This is a genomic window from Intrasporangium zincisolvens (genome assembly GCF_034724055.1).
GTDB classification, from domain to species: Bacteria; Actinomycetota; Actinomycetes; order Actinomycetales; family Dermatophilaceae; genus Monashia; species Monashia zincisolvens.
In genome coordinates, this window is record NZ_JAWIIL010000005.1 from 203,242 (window position 1) to 224,080 (window position 20,839).

The 20,839-nt window shown below is 72.5% G+C and carries 18 protein-coding genes and 2 tRNA genes; 10 read left to right on the plus strand and 10 right to left on the minus strand.

From position 1 onward, the window contains the following. Window positions 1–49: 49 nt before the first annotated feature. From RY076_RS15270 to RY076_RS15285, 4 genes are all read right to left on the minus strand, one after another. Window positions 50–832, minus strand: a complete 783-nt coding sequence (locus RY076_RS15270; RefSeq protein ID WP_323099548.1) for a 6-phosphogluconolactonase — start codon at window positions 830–832, stop codon at window positions 50–52. 68 nt (window positions 833–900) lie between these two features. Continuing rightward, window positions 901–1,713, minus strand: a complete 813-nt coding sequence (locus tag RY076_RS15275; RefSeq protein ID WP_323099549.1) for a carbohydrate ABC transporter permease — start codon at window positions 1,711–1,713, stop codon at window positions 901–903. Between the two features lies 1 nt (window position 1,714). Next, window positions 1,715–2,635, minus strand: a complete 921-nt coding sequence (locus RY076_RS15280; RefSeq protein ID WP_323099550.1) for a carbohydrate ABC transporter permease — start codon at window positions 2,633–2,635, stop codon at window positions 1,715–1,717. Window positions 2,636–2,637: 2 nt separating this feature from the next. Then, window positions 2,638–3,993, minus strand: a complete 1,356-nt coding sequence (locus tag RY076_RS15285) for an ABC transporter substrate-binding protein (protein ID WP_323099551.1) — start codon at window positions 3,991–3,993, stop codon at window positions 2,638–2,640. Between the two features lie 149 nt (window positions 3,994–4,142). Here RY076_RS15285 and RY076_RS15290 point away from each other — a divergent pair, with 149 nt between their 5' ends. The 3 genes from RY076_RS15290 to RY076_RS15300 all read left to right on the plus strand — a co-directional run bounded on the left by RY076_RS15290 (window position 4,143) and on the right by RY076_RS15300 (window position 6,949). After that, window positions 4,143–4,862 carry a GntR family transcriptional regulator gene (locus RY076_RS15290; protein WP_323099552.1) on the plus strand — a complete coding sequence of 240 codons (720 nt, stop codon included), beginning with the start codon at window positions 4,143–4,145 and terminating at the stop codon, window positions 4,860–4,862. A gap of 162 nt (window positions 4,863–5,024) precedes the next feature. After that, window positions 5,025–6,500 (plus strand): right-handed parallel beta-helix repeat-containing protein, encoded by a 1,476-nt coding sequence (locus tag RY076_RS15295; RefSeq protein WP_323099554.1) that lies wholly within the window; start codon window positions 5,025–5,027, stop codon window positions 6,498–6,500. Then, window positions 6,497–6,949, plus strand: a complete 453-nt coding sequence (locus RY076_RS15300) for a hypothetical protein (protein WP_323099556.1) — start codon at window positions 6,497–6,499, stop codon at window positions 6,947–6,949. Before RY076_RS15295 ends, RY076_RS15300 begins: the two co-directional genes overlap by 4 nt. Before the next feature lie 94 nt (window positions 6,950–7,043). On the opposite strand, the gene RY076_RS15305 is transcribed toward RY076_RS15300, so the two are convergent. After that, window positions 7,044–7,119 (minus strand) — tRNA-His (locus RY076_RS15305). Window positions 7,120–7,240: 121 nt separating this feature from the next. Next, window positions 7,241–7,864 (minus strand): oligoribonuclease, encoded by a 624-nt coding sequence (orn, locus tag RY076_RS15310; RefSeq protein WP_323099558.1) that lies wholly within the window; start codon window positions 7,862–7,864, stop codon window positions 7,241–7,243. Window positions 7,865–8,011: 147 nt separating this feature from the next. Here orn and RY076_RS15315 point away from each other — a divergent pair, with 147 nt between their 5' ends. From RY076_RS15315 to ettA, 6 genes are all read left to right on the plus strand, one after another. Then, window positions 8,012–9,196 carry a PrsW family intramembrane metalloprotease gene (locus RY076_RS15315; protein ID WP_323099560.1) on the plus strand — a complete coding sequence of 395 codons (1,185 nt, stop codon included), beginning with the start codon at window positions 8,012–8,014 and terminating at the stop codon, window positions 9,194–9,196. Between the two features lie 67 nt (window positions 9,197–9,263). Then, window positions 9,264–9,336 (plus strand) — tRNA-Arg (locus RY076_RS15320). A gap of 129 nt (window positions 9,337–9,465) precedes the next feature. Next, the gene (locus tag RY076_RS15325) at window positions 9,466–11,175 is read left to right on the plus strand and encodes a dynamin family protein (RefSeq protein ID WP_323099562.1); all 1,710 of its coding nucleotides are present in this window, start codon (window positions 9,466–9,468) and stop codon (window positions 11,173–11,175) included. Beyond that, window positions 11,172–12,932, plus strand: coding sequence for a GTPase (locus RY076_RS15330; RefSeq protein WP_323099564.1), 1,761 nt, complete (start codon window positions 11,172–11,174; stop codon window positions 12,930–12,932). The genes RY076_RS15325 and RY076_RS15330 overlap by 4 nt, the downstream gene beginning before the upstream one ends. A 209-nt stretch (window positions 12,933–13,141) precedes the next feature. Next, window positions 13,142–13,720, plus strand: coding sequence for a single-stranded DNA-binding protein (locus tag RY076_RS15335; RefSeq protein WP_323099566.1), 579 nt, complete (start codon window positions 13,142–13,144; stop codon window positions 13,718–13,720). A gap of 104 nt (window positions 13,721–13,824) precedes the next feature. After that, the gene (ettA, locus tag RY076_RS15340) at window positions 13,825–15,507 is read left to right on the plus strand and encodes an energy-dependent translational throttle protein EttA (protein ID WP_323099568.1); all 1,683 of its coding nucleotides are present in this window, start codon (window positions 13,825–13,827) and stop codon (window positions 15,505–15,507) included. Between the two features lie 56 nt (window positions 15,508–15,563). Here the strand turns inward: ettA and RY076_RS15345 are convergent, their stop codons facing one another. Further along, on the minus strand, window positions 15,564–16,580 hold the full coding sequence (locus RY076_RS15345; protein WP_323099569.1) for a magnesium transporter CorA family protein: 1,017 nt from the start codon (window positions 16,578–16,580) through the stop codon (window positions 15,564–15,566). Between the two features lie 39 nt (window positions 16,581–16,619). Continuing rightward, window positions 16,620–18,062 (minus strand): MocR-like transcription factor YczR, encoded by a 1,443-nt coding sequence (gene yczR, locus RY076_RS15350; RefSeq protein WP_323099571.1) that lies wholly within the window; start codon window positions 18,060–18,062, stop codon window positions 16,620–16,622. A 61-nt stretch (window positions 18,063–18,123) separates the two neighbouring features. On the opposite strand from yczR, the gene yczE reads away from it, so the two are divergent. Further along, window positions 18,124–18,849, plus strand: a complete 726-nt coding sequence (yczE, locus tag RY076_RS15355; RefSeq protein ID WP_323099573.1) for a membrane protein YczE — start codon at window positions 18,124–18,126, stop codon at window positions 18,847–18,849. An 18-nt stretch (window positions 18,850–18,867) separates the two neighbouring features. Here yczE and RY076_RS15360 read toward each other — a convergent pair whose 3' ends face one another. Further along, window positions 18,868–20,265, minus strand: coding sequence for an SRPBCC family protein (locus RY076_RS15360; protein WP_323099574.1), 1,398 nt, complete (start codon window positions 20,263–20,265; stop codon window positions 18,868–18,870). A 9-nt stretch (window positions 20,266–20,274) separates the two neighbouring features. Next, the gene (locus tag RY076_RS15365) at window positions 20,275–20,796 is read right to left on the minus strand and encodes a 2'-5' RNA ligase family protein (protein WP_323099575.1); all 522 of its coding nucleotides are present in this window, start codon (window positions 20,794–20,796) and stop codon (window positions 20,275–20,277) included. Window positions 20,797–20,839: the final 43 nt, after the last annotated feature.

Consider the following 20,839-nt stretch of genomic DNA (forward strand, 5'->3'; position numbering starts at 1 on the left):
GTGCTGGGTGGGGTGCTTGGCGGGTGTCCGTGACGGGCGGTCGTGCCGGCTAGGTGCCCGCGGCTGCCCGGTCGGCGACGAGCGCGGGGTTCTTGCACTCGACGGCGATGGTCGCCGGCCAGTCGGGCTCGTAGCCGTCGGCGGCCGCGATGCGCTCGAAGGCCTCGCGCTTGTGGTCGCCGCACACGATCATGACGACCTCCCGCGACTGGGCGGCGATGGTGTCGACACCGACCGTGACGCCGTGCGTCGGCACGAGCTCCAGACGCGTCAGCTCGGGGAAGGTCGACATGTTGTCGCGGCGGGTCGCCTCACCGAGCGGCGTGACGTGCGAGCGGGACTCGCGGTCGGTGCCGGGCTGGTTGAAGGCGATGTGGCCGTCGCTGGCGCCGGAGGCGAGGAGGAACAGGTCGATCCCGCCCGCCGCCTCGATGCGCTCGTCGTAGGCCAGCGGGTCGACCGGGTCGGGCACCCAGACACGCGTCGGCGCCGTGGTTCCCGCCCGGCGGGCCGCGTCGGCGAGCGGGGCGAGGATCTGCCGCTCGGCGAAGCCGCGGCACGAGTACGACAGCGCCGGGTCGACGGGGCGGGCGACACCATCGGCGTCGAGAACCACGTACTCGTCCATCATGACGACGACGAGGCGCGACACGTCGGCGCCCGCCGCGACGCGCCGGGCCAGGGCGCGGTAGGTCGGTTCGGCGGTCCGACCGCCGGGGCAGCCGAGGAGGAAGTCGCCCTCGCTTGAGGCCTCGAGACGCTCGAGGACCGTGGAGGCGACGGCGTCCCCGACGGCGTCGGCGTCCGGCAGGACGATGGGACGAAGGGACACGGCTCCCCCTGGGGCAGGTCGGTCGGACGGGTGGTTCTCACGTGTGGTCGCTCCTGGCGCATGCCGGTTCACTCCTTGATCGCCCCTGCGAGCATCCCGGAGATGAACTTGCGCTGGAAGACGACGTAGAGCAGCAGGACCGGTGCCGCGACGACGAGGCCGCCGGCGGCCATGAGGTTGATCTGGGTGACGAACTTGCCCTGGAACACCCCGAGCGCCACGGTCGCGGTCTGGTTCTGGCCGTGGAGGAACACGAGCGAGAGGAAGTAGTCGTTCCACGTCCACATGAAGCTGAGCAGCACGAGCGTGTGGATGGCCGGGCGCACCATCGGCGTGGCGAGGAAGCGCAGCATCTGCAGCGGCCCGGCGCCGTCGAGCTCGGCCGACTCGAACGTCGAGGCGGGCAGCGCCCGGAAGGCGGCCCGCATCCAGAAGATGCCGAACGGGACCCCCATGCCGAGGTTGATGAGGATGATGCCGGGCAGGGTGTTCGTCAGCCCGAGGATCCGGAACTGGTAGTAGAGCGGCACGATGATCGCCTCGGTCGAGACCATCATGCCGAGCAGCACGACGGGGAACAGGACGCGCTCGCCGGCGACGCCGAGGACACCGAAGGCGAAGCCGCCGAGGAGGGCCAGCAGCACCTGGCCGACGACGACGCACACGGCGATGACGAGCGAGACCACCATGGCGTGCGAGAAGTCGGCGTCGCGCCAGGCCGTCGCGAAGTTGCCCCACTGCAGCTGGGACAGCCCCACGGGGCGGCCCGAGCGGTCGGGACTCAGGGCCGCGAGCACGAAGGAGCCGATGGGGAAGAGCACGACGACGGCCATGACGGCCAGCACCGCGTAGTTGAAGAGGCGTTCGGACCCCGCGACCATGTCAGTCCCTCTCCGAGATGCGGGTGATGACGACGGCGATGGCGAGGCAGAGCACCGCCATGACGACGCCGATGGCGGCGGCGAGGCCGACCTGCGGGTTCTGGAAGGCCGCCTTGTACAGGGCGACCGCGGGCGTCAGCGTCGAGGTGCCGGGGCCGCCGTGCGTCGTGATCCACACGAGGTCGAAGGTGCGCAGCGAGGCGGTGATCGTCAGCGTCAGGGCCACGGCGATCTGGCCGCGCAGGCCCGGCAGGGTCACCGCGAAGAACTCCCGCACCGGGCCGGCTCCGTCGACGCGCGCCGCCTCGTAGAGCTCCGGCGCGATCGAGGACGTGCCGGCGATGAACAGGACCATGCAGAAGCCGAACGTCACCCACGTGCCGATGAGGCCGAGCGCGGGCAGCGCCCACGTGAAGTCGGCGAGCCAGGTACGCGTCAGGACGTCGAGGCCGAGCGCGCTGAGCAGCGCGTTGAGCGGCCCGTCGGGGGCGTAGATCCGCTTGAAGACCAGGGCGATGACGACGCTCGTCATGACCTGCGGCAGGAAGAAGATCCACCGGAACACGGCCATGCCCGGCTGCTTCGAACGCGTCAGCATCGCCGCCGAGAGGAGCCCGAGGGCGATCGGCAGGAGCGAGAAGAAGCAGATGAGGACGAGGACGTGGCTGAAGGTCGAGCGGAGCACCGGGTCGGTGAGGAAGGTGGCGTAGTTGTCGAGGCCGACCCACGTGGCGACGCTGACGCCGTCCCACTTGAAGAACGAGTACTGGACCGACTGGGCGAGCGGCACGATGACGACCAGGCCGTAGAGGGCCAGCGGCAGCGCCGCGAACCCGAGACCGACCCAGCGGGTGCGGCGCCGCGGGGAGCGGCGCCGCACCCGCACGGGCGGCGGGGTCGGTGCGGGTCGGGCGGTGGGCACGATCAGCCCTTCCCCGCAAGGAACGCGTCGCGGTCGGCGTCGACCGCCTTGGTGTAGTCAGCGGTGCTCATCTTGCCGGCGTAGACGAGCTGGAGGTTCTGCCCGAGCGTGTCGAGCATCGTGGGGCTGGACCAGTCGAAGTAGGGCACGTAGCCGTCGTCGCCGTCGAGGGCGGCGGCGCCGGCGGACTCGCCGCTCAGGCTCATCGAGTCGGAGGACACCGTGACGTCCTTCGACAGGGCGGGCACGAGGCCGAGGTCGGCCGCGGTCTGGGCGGCCTCCGGCGACATGAGGTAGTCGAGGAACGCGGCGGCGACGTCGGGGTGGGCGCACTTGGCCGACACGACCATCGCCCCGGGCGCCGCACCGACGCCGACGCTGGCGGTGCCGCTGGACTGCGGCAGCTGGACGTAGCCGAAGTGCTTCTGCTGGTTGGCGTCGAGGCCGAGCGAACCGGTGTACTCCCAGCGGAAGACGCCCTCGCCGCCGACGAACTTCGACACCGCGGTCTGGTAGTCGATGCCGGCGAAGTTCTTCGGGTAGTAACCCGCGTCGGCCCACTTCTTGACCGTCTCGACGGCCTGGGTCATTGCGACGTCGCCGGCCTTCACGTTCGGCGAGTCGTAGATGTAGTCGTTGAGCTTGCCCTTGTCGGCGAGCACCGCCTGCACCCCGAGCAGGGCGGACGTCGAGCCGTCGAGGCTGCCGTACTCGAAGGGCACCTCGCCGGCGGCCTTCGCCGTGGCGGCGGCCGACTCGAGGTCGGCGAGGGTCTTGGGTGGCTGGAGGCCCAGCTTCTTCAGCTTGTCGGCGTTGTAGTAGAGCCCGATGAGCGAGGTGCGGGCCATCGGCGTGGCGAACCACGAGCCCGAGCCCATCGTCGCGAAGTCGGTCGTGAACTTGTTCTGCCGGGCGATCGTCGTGGGGACCCTCGAGTCCCAGCCGTAGGCCTTGGCGTAGCCGTCGAGGTCGAGCACGAGGTGGCCCTTGGCCAGGGTGCCGAGGGACTGCCAGCCGTTGTTGGCGCTGGCGATGTCGGGCCCGCCGTCGTCCTGCAGCTGCAGGTTGAGGGTGGAGTTGAGCTGGCCCCAGTCGGCGGACGTGCGCTTGATCGTCACGTTCGGGTACTTCTTCTCGAAGTCCGCCACGACGCGGTCGATCCACTTCCCTTCGGCCGAGCCCCAGAAGTCGGTCAGCTTGAGGGTCACCTTGCCGGCGGCGGCGACGTCGGTCGAGACGTTCTTCGGTGCGGTGCTCGTGCTCGGGCCGCCGGTGCCCGGCGTGCAGCCGGTCACGACCGCGGCCAGGGCAGCGGCGACGGCGAACGTGCGGACCACGCGTGCGCGGTGAACGATCATCTTTCACTCCGTTGTGTCGAGATGCGTCGAGATGTGTCGAGATGGCGCTGCAATGGCGCTCACCGTAGACGCGATTGATCCAGTTAGTCCAGTTAAAACCAGTCGGTATATCTGGTTGCTCAGAATGTGAAACTGGTACAGTGCGCGACGTGACGATCTCCCGCGCCCCGGACCAGGCGTACGAGCAGCTGCGGCACGACCTCACGGTCGGCCGGTTCGCCGCGGGCGCCCGCCTGCCCGGCGAGCGCGACCTCGCCGTCGAGCTCGGCGTCAGCCGGGCGACGCTGCGCCTCGCCCTCGCCCGCCTCGAGGCCGACGGCGCCCTCCAGCGCTCGGCTCAGCGCGGCTGGTTCGTGCCCCGCCAGGTCGTGGGCGAGCCGCCGAGCACGCTGCAGTCCTTCACCGAGATGGCTCGGGCCCGCGGCCTGACGCCGACCGCCCGCGTGCTGCGTCAGCAGGTCCGGGCCGCCACGCTCGAGGAGGCCGGCAAGCTGCACATCGCCCCGGCGTCGCCCGTCATCGAGATCGACCGTCTGCGAGGGATGGACGGCACCCCGGTCTGCTTCGACGTCGTCGTGCTGCCCGAGCAGCGCGCCCCCGCGCTCGCCACTGCCGACCTCACCGACGCCTCCCTCTACGAGCAGCTGCGCGAGCGGTGCGACGTCACGATCCACCGCAGCGCCTACACGCTCATGGCCGACGTCGCAGACGCCGACACCGCAGCCCTGCTCGGCACCCGAGTCGGCGCCGCCGTCCTCATCGGCGACGAGATCGCCTACACGGCCGCGGGCACACCGGTCCTCGTCGGCCGCAACACCTACCGCGGCGACGCCTACCGCTTCGAGGCCGACCTCTTCCGCGGCGCCTGACCACCCCGGCCCCGGGTGGGGCCGCGGGTTCCGCGGAGGCACCGCGGGGGAGTACAGCACGTGACGTACGTCGACCTCGGGCACCCGGCCGGGGGCAGCGCCGGCGCTCCTGTCCACACTGGACGGGCACGACGCACGACGGACGGAAACGGGGTTCCGGCGATGGCTCCAGCGGCTCTCGACCACACGCGAACACCTCGACGGAGCGCGGCCCTGGCAGCCGGCGTCCTCGTCGCAGGTCTCGGGCTCGCGGCGGTGCCGCTCGGGGCCGCCGACGGCGCCGTCACGACCCTCTACGTCGGCGGTGCGGGCTGCTCCGACGCGGGTACCGGAACCGCGAGCGTGCCGTACTGCACCATCGCGAAGGCCGCCAAGGTCGCGGTCGCCGGCCAGACCGTGCTCGTCTCGAGCGGCACGTACACCGACGAGGTGTTCCCGTGGCACTCGGGCACCTCGGGCTCTCCCATCGTGTTCCAGCCGGCGCCCGGGGCCGCGGTCACCATCTCCGGTGCCAAGCACGGCTTCACGATCTCCAACCAGAGCTGGATCACGGTGTCCGGCTTCACGATCCAGAACTCCCCGAGGGACGGCATCTACGTCTACAACGCGACGGGCGTGACGCTGACGGGCAACACCGTGCGCACCTCGGGCCAGCGGGTGTCGGGGTCCACGGCCTACGGGATGTACCTCAACGCGATGACCGGCTCGGTCGTCAGCGGCAACCTCGTGACGAACAACTCGGCGTCCGGCCTCTTCCTGACCAACGGCTCCACCGGCAACCAGGTCGTCGGCAACGAGAGCTCCTGGAACGCCTACGGCTACGTGCGAAACGCCGTCGGCATCGACCTGCGCGCGCCGGGCAACGTCGTCAGGGGCAACCGCGTCCACGACAACGAGGACTCCGGCATCCAGTCCTATCCCGGTGGCGATCGCAACACCGTCGTCGACAACGTCAGCTACCACAACATGGGGTTCACGACGACGGTCCAGAGCAACTGCAGTGCGCCACCCACCGGCAACACGGCCGGCTGCCTGACCGGCGACCACGGCATCGACAATTACGGGGTCACCGGCGGCTCGGTCGTCGGCAACACCGTCTACGCCAACGTCTCCGCTGGCATCAACCTCGAGGGGGTCGCCTCGGGGACGACCGCCGGCTACACCATCGCCGACAACGTCGCCGTCGACAACGCGATCGGGTGCCCGGACGGCGCGGGCGGGACGTTCAAGTGCCCGAGGACGCGTGGCAACATCCGGGTCGACGCGACCTCCCAGCTCGGCACGAGCGTCGACTTCGACCTCGTCAACCTCAGCGTCGCCGGCACGATGATGGTGTGGGGGTCGACCTCCTACACCTCGCTGTCGGCCTTCCGGTCCGCGAGCGGACAGGAACCGCGTGGCCTGCAGGCGGCCCCCCGCTTCGCGAATCCGTCCGCAGGGGTGTTCACCCTCCAGCCCGGCTCGCCCGCGATCGACTCGGCGAACTCGGGGGCGCCCGGTCACCTCGCGACCGACGCGGCCGGGCAGCCGCGCGTCGACGACCCCGCCACCGCGAACACCGGGGTCGGGGTGCGCAGCTACGACGACCGCGGCGCCTACGAGTACCAACCCACCGCCTCGACCGGGAGCACGCCATGAGCCCGACAGCAGCAGCCCTGCGTCGCCGTCACCCCGTGGCCGGGGTCGCCGTGGCGATCGGCGTCGCCCTGGCGACGGTCGTCGTCGCGAACGGCGCGACCAGCGACGCCGGCACCGTGCCGTCGCGCAGCACCGGCCCTCCGCCCGTCTCGTCGCTCGTGTCCGACTGCGCCTCGATGGGCACGGTCCTGTCCGCTGCCGTCGCAGGGACGGCGCCCGGCGCCGGGCCCGATGCGGCGAGCGGGGCGCGCGGGCGAGCCGCCGCCGTCGCGCGCTCGACGACCTCCGACGACGTGCGCGAGCCGACCCAGAACCTCGCGGACGACCTCGCGGCCTACCGCGTCGCCGTGGCGTCGCCGGCCTCGGCGGAGCAGGCAGCGCGTCGTGCCGACATCGGCGTCATGGTCCGCGACGACCTCGCCGCGCTGCGCCGGCTCTGCAAGCGCTGACGCGTCCCGGAACGACGCGTGGGGGGCTGACGCGTCCGGGACATGACGAAGGCCCCGCACCGATGGTGCGGGGCCTTCGTTCGTGCTGCGGGACTGGGGTGAGTGACGGGACTTGAACCCGCGGCCACCTGGACCACAACCAGGTGCTCTACCAGCTGAGCTACACCCACCATGCAAGCCGCGAGCCGGGCCCGGGGGCTCGGCGTCGTGGACAGCGACGCCAATCGTACACGGCCCCAAGGGGTGCTCGTGACCAGCCTCGAGAGCGGTGGCGGCGGGGTGAGCGACGCGTCAGTGCTCGATGACGTGCGGCTGCGCGAGCGCCTTCGCCGTCGCACTGTCCGGGCCCGGCTGCGGGACGAACACGGCCTGGCGGTAGTAGCGCAGCTCGGCGATCGACTCACGGATGTCGGCGAGCGCACGGTGCCCGCCCGACTTCTTCGGCGCGTTGAAGTACACGCGCGGGTACCAGCGCCGGGACAGCTCCTTGATCGAGCTGACGTCGATGATCCGGTAGTGCATGTACTGCTCGAGGTCGGGCATGTCGCGCGCGAGGAAGCCGCGGTCCGTGGCCACGGTGTTGCCCCCGAGCGGGGCCTTGCGCGGCTCGGGCACGAAGGTCCGCACGTAGTCGAGGACGAGGTCCTCGGCCTGCTTCAGCGTGACGCCGCCGGCCAGCTCGTCGATGAGGCCGGACGTCGTGTGCATGTCACGGACGAAGTCGTCCATCTGGGACAGCGCCTCGTCGGGCGGGCGGATCACGACGTCGACGCCCTCACCGAGCTGGTTCAGCTCGAAGTCCGTGACGAGGGCGGCCACCTCGACGAGGGCGTCCGACTGCAGGGACAGCCCGGTCATCTCGCAGTCGACCCAGATGATGCGGTCCGCGATGGCGCGGTGGTTCGTCTCGCTCACCGGACCACCATAGAGGCTGGGCGCGCGCGACCACCGCGGTGTTCGCGCCCGCGCCCGCGCGGGGCCCTGCACTAGCCTTCGGCCATGACCTCAGGGGACGTGACAGGGGACGTGGCAGGGGACGTGACGGAGAGCGTGACGGAGAGCGTGACGACGGGACAGGCGAGTCCGGCGGGGCCGGGTGCGAGCGGCGGTGCGGCGCAGTGGAGCGCGGCCCGCAACCCGACGCGTCGGCCGGTGCTGCGCTCGGTGCTGACGATCGGCGTCGTGGCCTCCGTGTTCCTCGTGTGCCTGCTCGTCCTCGTCGGCATCCTCGGCGAGCGGCTCACCGCGCAGGTCATCATCACGTCGGCGCTCATGGCGGTCGTCCCGGTGCTCGTCATCGTGCCGACCTACCTCTGGCTCGACCGGTACGAGGCCGAGCCGACGCGCTACCTCGTGTTCGCCTTCCTCTGGGGCGCTCTCGTCGCCGTCGTCGGTGCCTTCTTCCTCAACACGTTCGGCCTCCAGCTTCTCGTCGAGGCGCGGTGGACCGACCCGCTCGCGACCGGTGCCGTCTACCTCGCGCCGGTCGTCGAGGAGACCCTCAAGGGCCTCGGCATCCTGCTCATCTTCCTGTTCCGGCGCCGCGAGTTCGACGGCATCATCGACGGCATCGTCTACGCCGGCCTCATCGGCGCGGGCTTCGCGTTCAGCGAGAACATCCTCTATCTCGGCCAGGCCTACAACGAGTTCGGCAACGAGGGGCTGACCGCCACCTTCCTCGTGCGCGGGCTGATGGGCCCCTTCGGGCACCCGCTCTTCACGTCCCTCACCGGCATCGGCATCGGCATCGCCGTGTCAGCCCGGCGGCCGGCCACCCGCGTCCTCGCCGTCGTCGGCGGCTGGGTGTGCGCCATGGTGCTGCACGGGCTGTGGAACCTGTCGGCGCTTGCCGGCATGAAGGGCTTCTTCGAGGCCTACGCCACCTACCAGGTGCCGCTCTTCCTCGCGTTCGTCGGCTTCCTCGTGTGGCTGCGCCGTCGCGAGGGCCGGCTCATCGGCCAGTACCTCTCGCCGTACGCCGACGCCGGCTGGCTGACCCACGCCGAGGTCACGATGCTCTCGCAGCTGCGGCTGCGCCGGGCCGCGCGGCAGTGGGCTCGGCAGACCGGCGGCCGGCCGGCGAAGCGGTCGATGGAGGCCTTCCAGGACAGCGCGAGCGACCTTGCCCTGCTGCGCTCCCGGCTCGTGCACGGCACCGCCGAACCCGACGCCCAGGGCCGCGAGCTCGTCCTGCTCGAGGCGATCACGGCGCACCGCCGCGCGTTCGTCGGCTCGCCCGTCACCTGAGCGGCGCGCGCGCGTCGGGACCGGCCCGGCGGATGCCTATCATTGGACGGCGCCCGCAACGGGCTCTGCCCCTGTAGCTCAGCGGATAGAGCAAGAGCCTTCTAATCTCTTGGTCGCAGGTTCGAGTCCTGCCGGGGGCGCCGAACGGGTACGGACCCGACCGCGGCCGAGCGGTCGCGCGTCCGCAGCCGGGGAAAACTGCGACGCGCGTCCGAAACACGCCGTTCGTCCGGTTTGGATGTGATGGCGTGACACGGGAGGATTGGGTCGTGGCAGGTGAGTCAGGGGTGGGTCGCGCCCGCCTTCTCTCGGCGGTGGGTGCGCTGCGTGCTGCCGTCGACGACGTCACCTTCCCGCTCGACCTCCCGGGCGCCGACGCCGCGCGCCTGACGCGCCGGGGCCTGCTCGCCCAGCTCGACGACTACGTCATCCCGCGCGTCGCCTCGATCGACGCCCCGCTGCTCGCCGTCGTCGGCGGCTCCACCGGCGCCGGCAAGTCGACGCTCGTCAACTCCCTCGTGGGCCGCGAGGTCACCCTGCCCGGCATCCTGCGCCCGACGACGCGCTCGCCCGTGCTCGTGCACCACCCCGACGACGAGCGGTGGTTCGCCGGGCCGCGCATCCTGCCGAGCCTCGCCCGGATCACCGGGCGGCACAACGCCTCCGACGGTCCCGGCGCGCTGCGCCTCGTGGCGACCGACGCCGTCACCGCGGGCCTGGCGGTCATCGACGCGCCCGACGTCGACAGCGTCGTCGAGGCCAACCGCGAGCTCGCCGGCCAGCTGCTCGCCGCCGCCGACCTCTGGATCTTCGTCACGACGGCCTCCCGCTACGCCGACGCCGTGCCGTGGGTGCTGCTGCGCGAGGCGTCCGAGCGTGGAGCGTCCGTGGCGATCGTCCTCGACCGCGTCGCCGCCGACGCCGTCGACGACATCCGCACCCACCTCGCCTCGATGCTGCGCGAGCAGGGCCTCGGCACGGCACCGATCTTCACCATCGTCGAGTCGCCGCTGCACGACGGGCTGCTGCCCGACGACCAGACCGACCGGCTCAAGGGCTGGCTCGCCGCGCTCGCCGGCGACGCGCCGTCGCGGGCCGCCGTCGTGCGCCAGACCCTCGACGGCGCCCTCGACGTGCTCACCGGCCGCGTCGACGCCGTCGTCAGCGCCACCGACGCCCAGCGCGACGCCGCCCGCACCCTCGCCGACGCCGCGTCGAGCGCCTACGGCCAGGCGGTCGACGCCGTCCGCGACGCCGTCACCGACGGCACGCTCCTGCGCGGGGAGGTCCTCGCCCGCTGGCAGGAGTTCGTCGGCACGGGGGAGTTCTTCCGCCAGGTCGAGTCGACGGTCTCGCGGGTCCGTGACCGCTTCGCCGCCTTCCTCAAGGGCGGCCCGGCCAAGGCCGACGAGCTCGGTGAGGCCCTCCAGTCGGGCGTCGCGACCCTCGTCGCCGACCGCGCCGAGGTGGCCGCCCGCACCGCCACCCGGGCCTGGCACGCGCTGCCCGGTGGGGAGCAGCTGCTCTCCACGCACCCCGGCCTCAAGCGGTCGACCCCCGACGTCGAGGACCGCATCGCCCGCCTCGTGCGTGACTGGCAGGGCGACATCCTCGCCATGGTGCGCGACGAGGGGCGCGACCGGCGCACCACCGCGCGGATCATGGCCTACGGCGTCAACGGGCTCGGGGTGCTCCTCATGCTCGTGACGTTCGCCAGCACCGCCGGCATCACCGGAGCCGAGGTCGGCATCGCCGGTGGCACGGCCGTCGTCGGGCAGAAGCTGCTCGAGGCCGTGTTCGGCGACCAGGCCGTGCGCGACCTCGCCCGCAAGGCCCGCGAGCAGCTCGTCGAGCGCGTCGAGGCGCTGTACGCCGCCGAGCAGACCCGTTTCGAAGGAGCCGTCAGCACCGTGCAGCCGGAGACCGACCACGCCACCGCGCTGCGCCGGGCGGCCGCGGCCGTCCAGGAGGCCCGATGAGCCCCATCCGGATGGGCCGCGCCCAGGTGGCCCGCGTCAGCGCCGCCGAGCTCGGCACCCGCACCACAGAGCTGTCCCGGGCGATACTGTCCGGCGGCGAGCAGCTCGACCCCGCCGAGTCCGAGCGCGCCCGACGCGTCGTCGACCGCGCCGTCGAGCGCTCCGGCATCGGCGCCGACCACACGGTCGTGGCCCTCGCGGGCGCCACGGGCAGCGGCAAGTCCTCGCTCTTCAACGCCCTCGTCGGTGCCGAGGTCGCGACGATCGGTGCGCGCCGGCCGACGACGTCCAAGCCGACGGCTGCCATCTGGGGCGACGCCGACGCCACGCGGCTGCTCGACTGGCTCGGCGTCAAGGCCCGCCACGGCGTCGGTGCCGCCGCCGGCGTTGGTGGCGACAAGGACCAGCCGTCCGGTCCGGATGCCCTGGGCGACAAGGGATCTGACGCGTCCGCGGAGGCCGGCCCCCCGGCCCTGGCCGGTGTCGTCGGCTCGCTCGACGGGCTCGTCCTGCTCGACCTGCCCGACTTCGACTCGCGTGAGCAGGCCCACCGCGAGGAGGCCGAGCGCATCCTCGGCCTCGTCGACGTCTTCGTCTGGGTCACCGACCCGCAGAAGTACGCCGACGCCCGGCTGCACGACGAGTTCGTCGCCCACCTGTCGCACCACGACGCCGTGACGCTCGGGGTGCTCAACCAGGTCGACCGTCTCCCGAAGGACGCCACCGCGACCCTCACCGCCGACCTCGCCAAGCTGCTCGAGGCCGACGGCGTCACGCGCCCGGCCGTCCTCGCCACCTCGACCGTCACCGGTCAGGGCGTCGACGAGCTCGCCCAGCGCATCGCCAACGTCGTCGCCGGCCACGCCGCGGCCCGCCAGCGACTCAGCGCCGACGTCGTCGCCGCGGCCACGACGCTGCGGCGCGGTGTCGCCGACCACGAGCCCGACGTCGGCCGTCTCCCACGCGCCGAGCTCGACGCGTCGCTCGCGCGGGCCGCGGGTGTGCCGATCGTCCTCGACGCCGTCGAACGCGACCACCGACGTGCGGCCTTCGGCCACACCGCGTGGCTCTACGCCCGGTGGGGCCGCGCCCTGACGCCCGACCCGATCCGCCGGCTGCGCCTCGACCGCGCCGGGGCCCGTCCGATCTCCGTGGAGATCGGCGGCGAGGACGTGCGTGCGGCACTCGGTCGCTCCTCGATCCCGGCGCCCACCGCGGCGGCCGTCTCGGCGGTCGACCTCGCGACCCGCTCCTTCGTGCGGGATGCGGCCGACGAGCTGCCCGTCCGGTGGGCCACGGCCGTCGAGGACTCGGTGCGGCAGGGCGAGGAGGGCCTGGCCGACGCGCTCGACCGCGCCATGATCGACACCCCGCTGCAGGACCGCCGCCGCATCTGGTGGTTCGTCGTCGACACCCTCCAGTGGGTCTTCGGGCTCGCGGCCCTCGGGGGTCTGCTCTGGTACGCGGTGCTCTGGGTCATGGGCCTGCTCGCGCTGCCGCGCCCCGAAGTTCCGACACTCTGGGTGCTGCCGCTGCCGCTCGTGCTGCTGCTCGGGGGTGTCGTCCTCGGGCTCGTGCTCGGTGCACTGTCGCGGGCCTGGGCGCAGGTGGGGGCTCGGCGTCGCCGGAAGGTCGTCGCGCGGCGCCTCACCGACGCGGTCGCGGCCGTCGCCGACGACCGGGTCCTCGTGCCGGTCGACCAGGTGCTGGCGCGCCATCGGGACACCCGCGAGCACCTGGACGCGGCGACTCGCTGACGCCGGTCGCGCCTGCCCGGGTGGGCTCTTCGGGTGCTTCTCCGGGTGGCTCGTCCACACCCCCTGTCTCGCAGCGGGGCTCGTCCACAGGTGGCACGTCACCTCTGGGCGGGCTCCTTCCCGGCACGGCACGGTGGTCGCGGGTGGCAGCCGCCGCCCGCCGACACCGAGCCGGCCCGAGGGCCGGACCCGAGCAGGGAGCACCGCCCATGAACGAGACCCGCGTCACCGTCCACGGCAACGTCGTCAGCGACCCCGTCGAGCGGCTCGGCCGCAGCGGCCACGTCTTCACGACCTTCCGCATCGCCACGACGCCCTTCCGCCGCACGGCCGACGGCAAGTTCGTCGACCTCGACACGAGCTTCTACTCCGTCATCGTCTTCAACGCGCTGGCCGCCAACGTGGCCGCCTCGCTGCACAAGGGCCAGCCGGTCGTGGTCGAGGGCAACCTCTCGATCAAGCAGTACCTCGGCACCGACGGCCAGCAGCGCACCTCGGCCGAGATCGACGCCGACCACGTCGGGCACGACCTGTCGTGGGGTCGGGCCGCCTTCGAGCGGATCAGCCGGGCCGCGGCGCTCGGCCACGACCGCACCTCCGACCCCGACGTCCGCGACGCGGTCGCCGAGATGGCCGGTAACGGCCGCCCGGACAACGTCGACGAGAACGGCGTCGTCCTCGACGGCTCGGACGAGGTCGACGCGGCCGGTGAGCGCGACACGCGGCCCGCCTCGCTGCTCGGCGACCCCGAGACCGACGCCTACGACGTCGAGCAGGTGCCCGCCTGAGCGGCTGGCGCCCGGCGGGTCAGCGCCGTCGGCCTCTTCTGCTGGTTCCAGGCGACGGCGACGTCGATTCGGCCGTGCGCGGTGCGGCAGATAGCCTTCTGCGCATGGCCGAGTACATCTACACCATGACCCGTGCGCGCAAGGCGCACAACGAGAAGGTCATCCTCGATGACGTCTCCATGTCGTTCTACCCGGGTGCGAAGATCGGCATGGTCGGTCCCAACGGCGCCGGCAAGTCGACGATCCTGAAGATCATGGCCGGACTCGACCAGCCCAGCAACGGCGAGGCCCGCCTGGCCCCCGGCGCGACGGTCGGCATCCTGCTCCAGGAGCCGCCGCTCAACGAGGACAAGACCGTCCTGGGCAACGTCGAGGAGGGTGCGGGCGAGATCAAGGCCAAGCTCGACCGCTACAACGAGATCTCGGCCGAGATGGCCGACCCCGACGCCGACTACGACGCGCTGCTCACCGAGATGGGCAAGCTGCAGGAGGACATCGACCACGCCGACGCGTGGGACCTCGACTCCCAGCTCGAGCAGGCGATGGACGCGCTGCGCTGCCCGCCCGCCGACTCGCCCGTCACCAACCTCTCCGGTGGCGAGCGGCGCCGCGTGGCGCTGTGCAAGCTGCTGCTGCAGAAGCCCGACCTGCTGCTGCTCGACGAGCCGACCAACCACCTCGACGCCGAGTCGGTGCTGTGGCTCGAGCAGCACCTCGAGTCCTACCCCGGCGCCGTCATCGCCGTCACCCACGACCGCTACTTCCTCGACAACGTCGCGCAGTGGATCGCCGAGGTCGACCGCGGCCGCCTCTACCCGTACGAGGGCAACTACTCGACGTACCTGGAGAAGAAGGCCGAGCGCCTCACGATCCAGGGCAAGAAGGACGCCAAGCTCGCCAAGCGCCTCAAGACCGAGCTCGAGTGGGTTCGCAGCAACGCCAAGGGCCGTCAGGTCAAGAGCAAGGCACGACTGGCTCGTTACGAGGAGATGGCGGCCGAGGCCGAGCGCACGCGCAAGCTCGACTTCGAGGAGCTGCAGATCCCGCCGGGCCCGCGCCTCGGCTCGACGGTCATCGAGGTCGCCAACCTCAAGAAGGGCTTCGGCGACCGCGTCCTCATCGACAACCTCTCGTTCTCGCTGCCCCGCAACGGCATCGTCGGCGTCATCGGCCCCAACGGCGTCGGCAAGTCGACGCTGTTCAAGACGATCGTCGGCTTCGAGCAGCCCGACTCCGGCGAGGTGAAGATCGGCGAGACGGTCAAGATCTCCTACGTCGACCAGGGCCGTGAGGGCCTGGACCCCAAGAAGAACCTCTGGGAGATCGTCTCCGACGGCCTCGACTACATGAAGGTCGGCAACGTCGAGATCCCCTCGCGCGCCTACGTCTCGCAGTTCGGCTTCAAGGGGCCTGACCAGCAGAAGCTCTCGGGCGTCCTGTCCGGTGGCGAGCGAAACCGTCTGAACCTCGCGCTCACCCTCAAGCAGGGCGGCAACCTCCTCCTGCTCGACGAGCCCACCAACGACCTCGACGTCGAGACCCTCGGCTCCCTCGAGAACGCGCTGCTCGACTTCCCCGGCTGCGCCGTCGTCATCACGCACGACCGGTGGTTCCTCGACCGCATCGCGACGCACATCCTCGCCTACGAGGGCACCGAGGACGACCCGGCGAAGTGGTACTGGTTCGAGGGCAACTTCGCCTCGTACGAGGAGAACAAGGTCGAGCGCCTCGGCCCGGAGGCCGCGCGCCCGCACCGCGTCACCTACCGCAAGCTGACGCGCGACTGACCCTCGCCCAGCACCGACGGCCACCGCTCCGGACTCCCCGGGCGGTGGCCGTCGCGCTAGATCCAGCCCTTGCGGCGGAAGACGACGTAGAGCAGCGAGGCGACGCCGAGGATGATCCCGCCGCTGACGAGCACGCCTGTGTGCGAAGCGAACCCGGGGTAGGGCACGTTCTGCCCGTACCAGCCGGTGACGGCCGTCGGTACGGCGATGATCGCCGCCCACGCGGTCAGCTTCTTCATGACGGTGTTGAGCCGGGCGTCCTGCAGCGACAGGTTGGTCTCGAAGACCGTCGTCACCATGTCGCGCAGCGACTCGGTCCACTCGGCGGCGCGCAGGACGTGGTCGTAGAGGTCCTCGTAGAACCCGTCGAGCTCGGGCCGGCGCTCGTCGAGGTCCCTGCGGTGGCGCAGCACGGCGTTGACGACCTCGCGCATCGGCAGCACGACCCGACGCAGCTCGACGAGCTCCTTGCGCAGCCGGTAGGTGCGCACCTGCACGACCCGGGAGCGCCCGCGGTCGTCGAAGAGGTCGTCCTCGAGGCCCTCGATCGCGTCGTCCAGCTGCTGGATCGTCTCGAAGTGCCCGTCGACGACGGTGTCGAGCAGGCCGTGCACGAGCGCCCCGACGCCGAAGCGCAGCAGGTCGGGGTCCTCGTTCCACCGTTCGAGCACCGGGTCCATGTCGAAGGAGCTGTTCGAGCGGACGGTGATGATGCCTCGGGGCAGCACGAACGCCGAGATGCGGGTGAGGCGCAGGCGTGAGTCGCGGGAGGTGGGGTCGTGGTCGGGCGCGTCGAGCCGGGTGGCGTACACGGTGAGGAACGTGTGCTTGGCGTGGCGGGTGGCCTTGGGCCGTTCGCCGGCGGTCACGGCGTCCTCGACGGCGTGCGGGTCCAGCCCGAGCTCGTCGGCGAGGCGCTGGAGGTGCGCGCGATCGGGCTCGCACAGGTCGACCCAGAGCAGCGACCCCTCGCGGTCGAGGTGGTCGGACACCTCCTCGAGGGGGAAATCCTCCTCGACGACGGTGCCGTCCTCCCAGCGGCGCGTTCGCACTGTCGCGTCAGTCTGGCTCACGCTCCCAGTGTGTCAGGAGAGGGCGGCGGGACCGGCGGGTCAGGCGATGAGCGGCGGCGCGTCGTCGCGGGCGGGCCGGCCGGCGAGCGCGAGGTCCCAGGCCGCCGCGAGGCGGCGGCCCACCTCGTCGGCCTCGTCGGCCGGCACGCAGAACGGGATCCGCACCCAGCGTCCGAGACCCCCGGCCGCAGCGAACTGGCTGCCGCGCGCGAGGCGGACGCCGGCCTGCTCGCCGACGCGCGCGAGCTGCTCGCCCCGGGCGACCGGCAGCTCGCACCAGAGGTTGAGCCCCCCGACGGGCACGTCGAAGCGCCAGTCGGGCACGTGCCGGCGCAATGCCGCGACCATGGCGTCGCGCCGGGAGCGCGCCTCGCGGCGTCGCTCGTCCAGCACCGAGTCGCCTTGGTGCAGAAGGTCGGCGACGACGAGCTGCTCGAGCACGGCGCTGCCGAGGTCGAGGCTGTGCCGCGACTCGACGACCGACCCGACGGCCTCGCGCGGCGAGCGCACCCAGCCGACCCGGATGCCGCCCCACCACGTCTTGCCGGCGCTGCCGAGCGTGAACGTGCCGGGGGCCGACGCCGCGAAGGGAGCGATGCGGTCGCCGGCCGGCTCCTCGAGGCCGAGCTCGACGAACGTCTCGTCGACGACGGGCACGGCCCGCCCCCGGGCGAGCACCTCGCCGACGGCGGCGCGGGTGTCGGCGTCCATGAGCAGGCCGGTGGGGTTCTGGTGGTCCGGGATGAGGTAGGCCATCCGGGCCCCGCTCTGCCGCAGGCCGATCTCCATGGCGTCGAGGTCCCAGCCGTCACGCGTCAGCAGCGCGGGCACGGGCCGCAGCCCGGAGCGCCGCACGGCGACGACGGCGTTGGGGTAGGTGGGTGTCTCGACGAGCACCCGGTCGCCGACGTCGAGCTCGGCGCGCAGCACCGTCGACAGCCCGGCGTGCGCGCCGGACGTGACGACGACCTGGTCGGGCGAGGTGGGCAGCCCACGACCGGTGAACCACTCGGCGATCGCCGAGCGCGTCTCCGGCAGGCCGTGCGGGTGGTAGCCGGCCGTCGCGAGGTGGCGCGGCAGCTCGGCGAGCGCCCGTTCGTAGGCGGCGGTGATGCCGGCGGCCGCGGGGAGGGCGGCGTAGGTGAGGTCGATGACGTCGGGCGGCACGTCGGTGGGGATGAGCCCGGCGCCGGAGAGGGCGAGCCCCGAGGCGCCGGTCGGCAGGGCGACGACGCTGCCCGAGCCGCGACGCGTCACGACGAAGCCCTCGTCGCGCAGGGCGTCGAGGGCAGCCACGACGGTCGTGCGGCTCAGCCCGAGCTCGGCGGTCAGGGTGCGCTCGCTCGGGAGCCGGGTGCCGACGAGGAGGCGACCGTCGGACACCAGCCGGCGCACGGCGTCGGCGAGCCCGCGGTAGGCCGGGCGGGGGAGCGGCTCGGGCCCGAGGAGGGCGGACAGGGTCCGGGCGGAGACGGAGCGCATGGGTCCACTGTCGCACGACTGGCCCTTAACGGGCAGTCCAATCTCGGCCACCATGGTGGCCATGAGACGTCATGTCCCCCTGCGCAACCTCGGACCGGTCGCCCAGCTCCGGGCGCCGCACCTGCCGCGGCGCATCGTCCAGCTGCTCGTCGGGCTGACCCTCTACGGCGTCTCGATGGCGATGATGGTGCGCGGCGCGCTCGGGCTCGACCCGTGGGACGTCTTCCACATGGGCGTCGCGAGCCACCTGCCGCTGACGTTCGGTCAGGTGACCATCGTCGTCGGCGCCCTCGTGCTGCTGCTCTGGGTGCCGCTGCGCCAGTGGCCCGGGCTCGGCACCGTCGCCAACGTCGTCGTCATCGGCCTGGCCGCCGACGCGGGCCTGGCCCTCATCGCCCAGCCCGACGCGTGGTGGGCGAGAGCCGCGCTGCTGCTGTCGGGCCTCGTGCTCAACGGCATCGCGGGTGGCCTCTACATCGGCAGCCAGCTCGGCCCCGGCCCGCGCGACGGCCTGATGACCGGCCTGGCCCGCCGCACCGGCCTGTCGATCCGCCTCGTGCGCACGACGATCGAGGTCGTCGTCCTGCTGGTCGGGTGGCTGCTCGGCGGCTCGGTCGGCCTCGGCACCGTGCTCTACGCCGTGTCGATCGGCCCGCTCGTCCAGTTCTTCCTGCCCCGGCTCACGGTCGACCTCGGCACCGACCCGATCGACGACCGGCTCGAGACCGCCCCCGTCACGGCTGCAGCACCGGTCGCCCCGGTGCCCGCCCCCTGCCTCGGCGACTGACCGACGGGACGCTCGCGGTCAGGACAGCAGGTCCGCGAGGGCACCGTCGATGGCCGGGTGGGCGAAGGCGAACCCCGACGCCTCGAGCGACGCACTCGTGCAGTGCCGCCCGGTGAGGCCGAGGGCGGGGTCGGTCCGCAGCGGTACCGACCCCACGCGCACGAGCAGCTCGGGCGTCGGGGGCGAGGCCGGCCGGCGCAGGTGGTGGCGCAGCGAAGCCATGAGGTCGGCGTTGCGCACCGGCTCGGGAGCCGCCGCGATGACGACGCCGTCGGGCGAGGGACCGTTGTCGACACCGAGGGCGCGACGCACGATCGCGAACCAGTCGTCGACGTGGACCCAGCTGAACCACTGGCGTCCCGACCCGACGCGCCCGCCGAGGCCCAGCTTCGTCAGCCCGGCAAGCCGGTCGAAGGCCGGGGAGCCGTCCTGCAGGACGATCGAGGTGCGCAGCAGCACGAGCCGCGAGGCGTTCGCCCCGTCGGTGGCGTCCTCCCACGGGCGGGCCACCCCGGTCATCTGGGGCAGCGCGTCGGTGCCGGTCGGCAGCGGCGTCGACTCGGTGACGAGCGTCTCGCCGGCATCGGACCAGATCGCGGTCGTCGACCCCTGCACCCAGGCGGCGAGCGGTGACGGCAGCGAGCGGCTCGCCTCGACGAGGGCGAGGGTGGGCCGCACCCGCGACTCCCGCAGGTCACGGACGTTCGCGGCCGTCGGACGGACGTCGACGAGGCGACCGGCGAGGTTGACCACCGCGGTGCGGGCGGGCTCCTCGCGCAGCACCTCCGCCCACGGTCCGACGGTCTCGCCGTCCCACGTGAGCTGGCGGTGCGGCAGGTCGGCCTGCGGGGAGCGGGTCAGCACGACGACCTCGTGGCCGCGGCAGGCGAGGTCGGCCGAGAGCGCCCGCCCCAGCGTGCCCGAGCCTCCGGCGACGACGACCCGCAGCGCGTCGGGCGACGGGTGCACCCCGGCCAGCACGGCAAGGCGCGTCACCGACTCCGGCCACTGCCGCGCGAGGGGGCCGGCCACGCCGCGCACGACGAGCGGCGACAGCGGCCCGGTGCACGTGACCCGCTGGGTCACCGTGCAGGCCGCCTCGCCCGCTGCCTCGACGGTCCACTCGACGCGCATCGCGCCGACCGGGTTGGGCTGCTCGACGACGAGCCGGCGACCGGTCTCCACGTCGACGACGCGCAGCGGCGGTGCCGTGCGCCCGTGCAGCTCGGCGGCCCACCGGGCCGCCGGGAGGTAGCGCGCGGTCGAGCCAGGCGAGAGCTGCTCCGGGGCCTCGACCTTGCCGATGGACGTGGCCCACTCGGGCCAGCGCCGCAGGTCGGACACGACGTCCCACACCGCGGCGGCCGGGGCCGCGACGTGCTGGGACCGGGTGCGCTGCCAGGCGAAGGCGGTCATGGCCCCACCCTAGGCAGGCGCGCCGGTCGTGCCGCCGAGGCGCCACGAGCGAAGGACGCGACAGCGGTGTGGTTCGTACCACGCCAGGTCGAGGCGCTCGGCCCGGCAGGCGGCCGGGACCCACGGGGCCACGGCGCGACGCGTCGAGGACTCGCTGACGGCGTCGGAGAGTGCGTCGAGGGTGAGATGGGGGACGGGGTCGGGGAACGCGCCCGCGTAGGGCGGGCACTGCGGGAACGCCTGCGACAGCGCGGTGGTCAGCGCGCGGAACGGGTCGCCCGGCTCCGGGAGCAGGTGCACGATCCCGTTGGGAAACGTCGCGATGCGCTCGAGGGTGAAGTCGAACTCGGCTGTGGCGCAGGTGATCTCGTCGATGGTCTGGACCGCCGCATCCGTGACCTGCTCTGGCGGCAGGAACGGGCCGAGCGCCGTGACGTGCGCGTGGACGAACGTGGGGTCCGTGGAGACGTAGGACTCGTCGTAGTGCCGATGTCGGTCGACGACGAACGGCTCGAGCGCTGGGACGGGCACGAGCAGGACGCTGTGCCCGGGGTGCCCTGGGTGGCCGGTCACC

Excerpts from the sequence above, each read along its gene's own strand:
- RY076_RS15275 (WP_323099549.1), bottom strand. The coding sequence starts at position 1,713 with ATGGTCGCGGGGTCCGAACGCCTCTTCAACTACGCGGTGCTGGCCGTC.
- RY076_RS15285 (WP_323099551.1), bottom strand. The coding sequence starts at position 3,993 with ATGATCGTTCACCGCGCACGCGTGGTCCGCACGTTCGCCGTCGCCGCT.
- RY076_RS15295 (WP_323099554.1), top strand. The coding sequence starts at position 5,025 with ATGGCTCCAGCGGCTCTCGACCACACGCGAACACCTCGACGGAGCGCG.
- RY076_RS15300 (WP_323099556.1), top strand. The coding sequence starts at position 6,497 with ATGAGCCCGACAGCAGCAGCCCTGCGTCGCCGTCACCCCGTGGCCGGG.
- RY076_RS15330 (WP_323099564.1), top strand. The coding sequence starts at position 11,172 with ATGAGCCCCATCCGGATGGGCCGCGCCCAGGTGGCCCGCGTCAGCGCC.
- RY076_RS15335 (WP_323099566.1), top strand. The coding sequence starts at position 13,142 with ATGAACGAGACCCGCGTCACCGTCCACGGCAACGTCGTCAGCGACCCC.
- ettA (WP_323099568.1), top strand. The coding sequence starts at position 13,825 with ATGGCCGAGTACATCTACACCATGACCCGTGCGCGCAAGGCGCACAAC.
- yczR (WP_323099571.1), bottom strand. The coding sequence starts at position 18,062 with ATGCGCTCCGTCTCCGCCCGGACCCTGTCCGCCCTCCTCGGGCCCGAG.
- yczE (WP_323099573.1), top strand. The coding sequence starts at position 18,124 with ATGAGACGTCATGTCCCCCTGCGCAACCTCGGACCGGTCGCCCAGCTC.
- RY076_RS15360 (WP_323099574.1), bottom strand. The coding sequence starts at position 20,265 with ATGACCGCCTTCGCCTGGCAGCGCACCCGGTCCCAGCACGTCGCGGCC.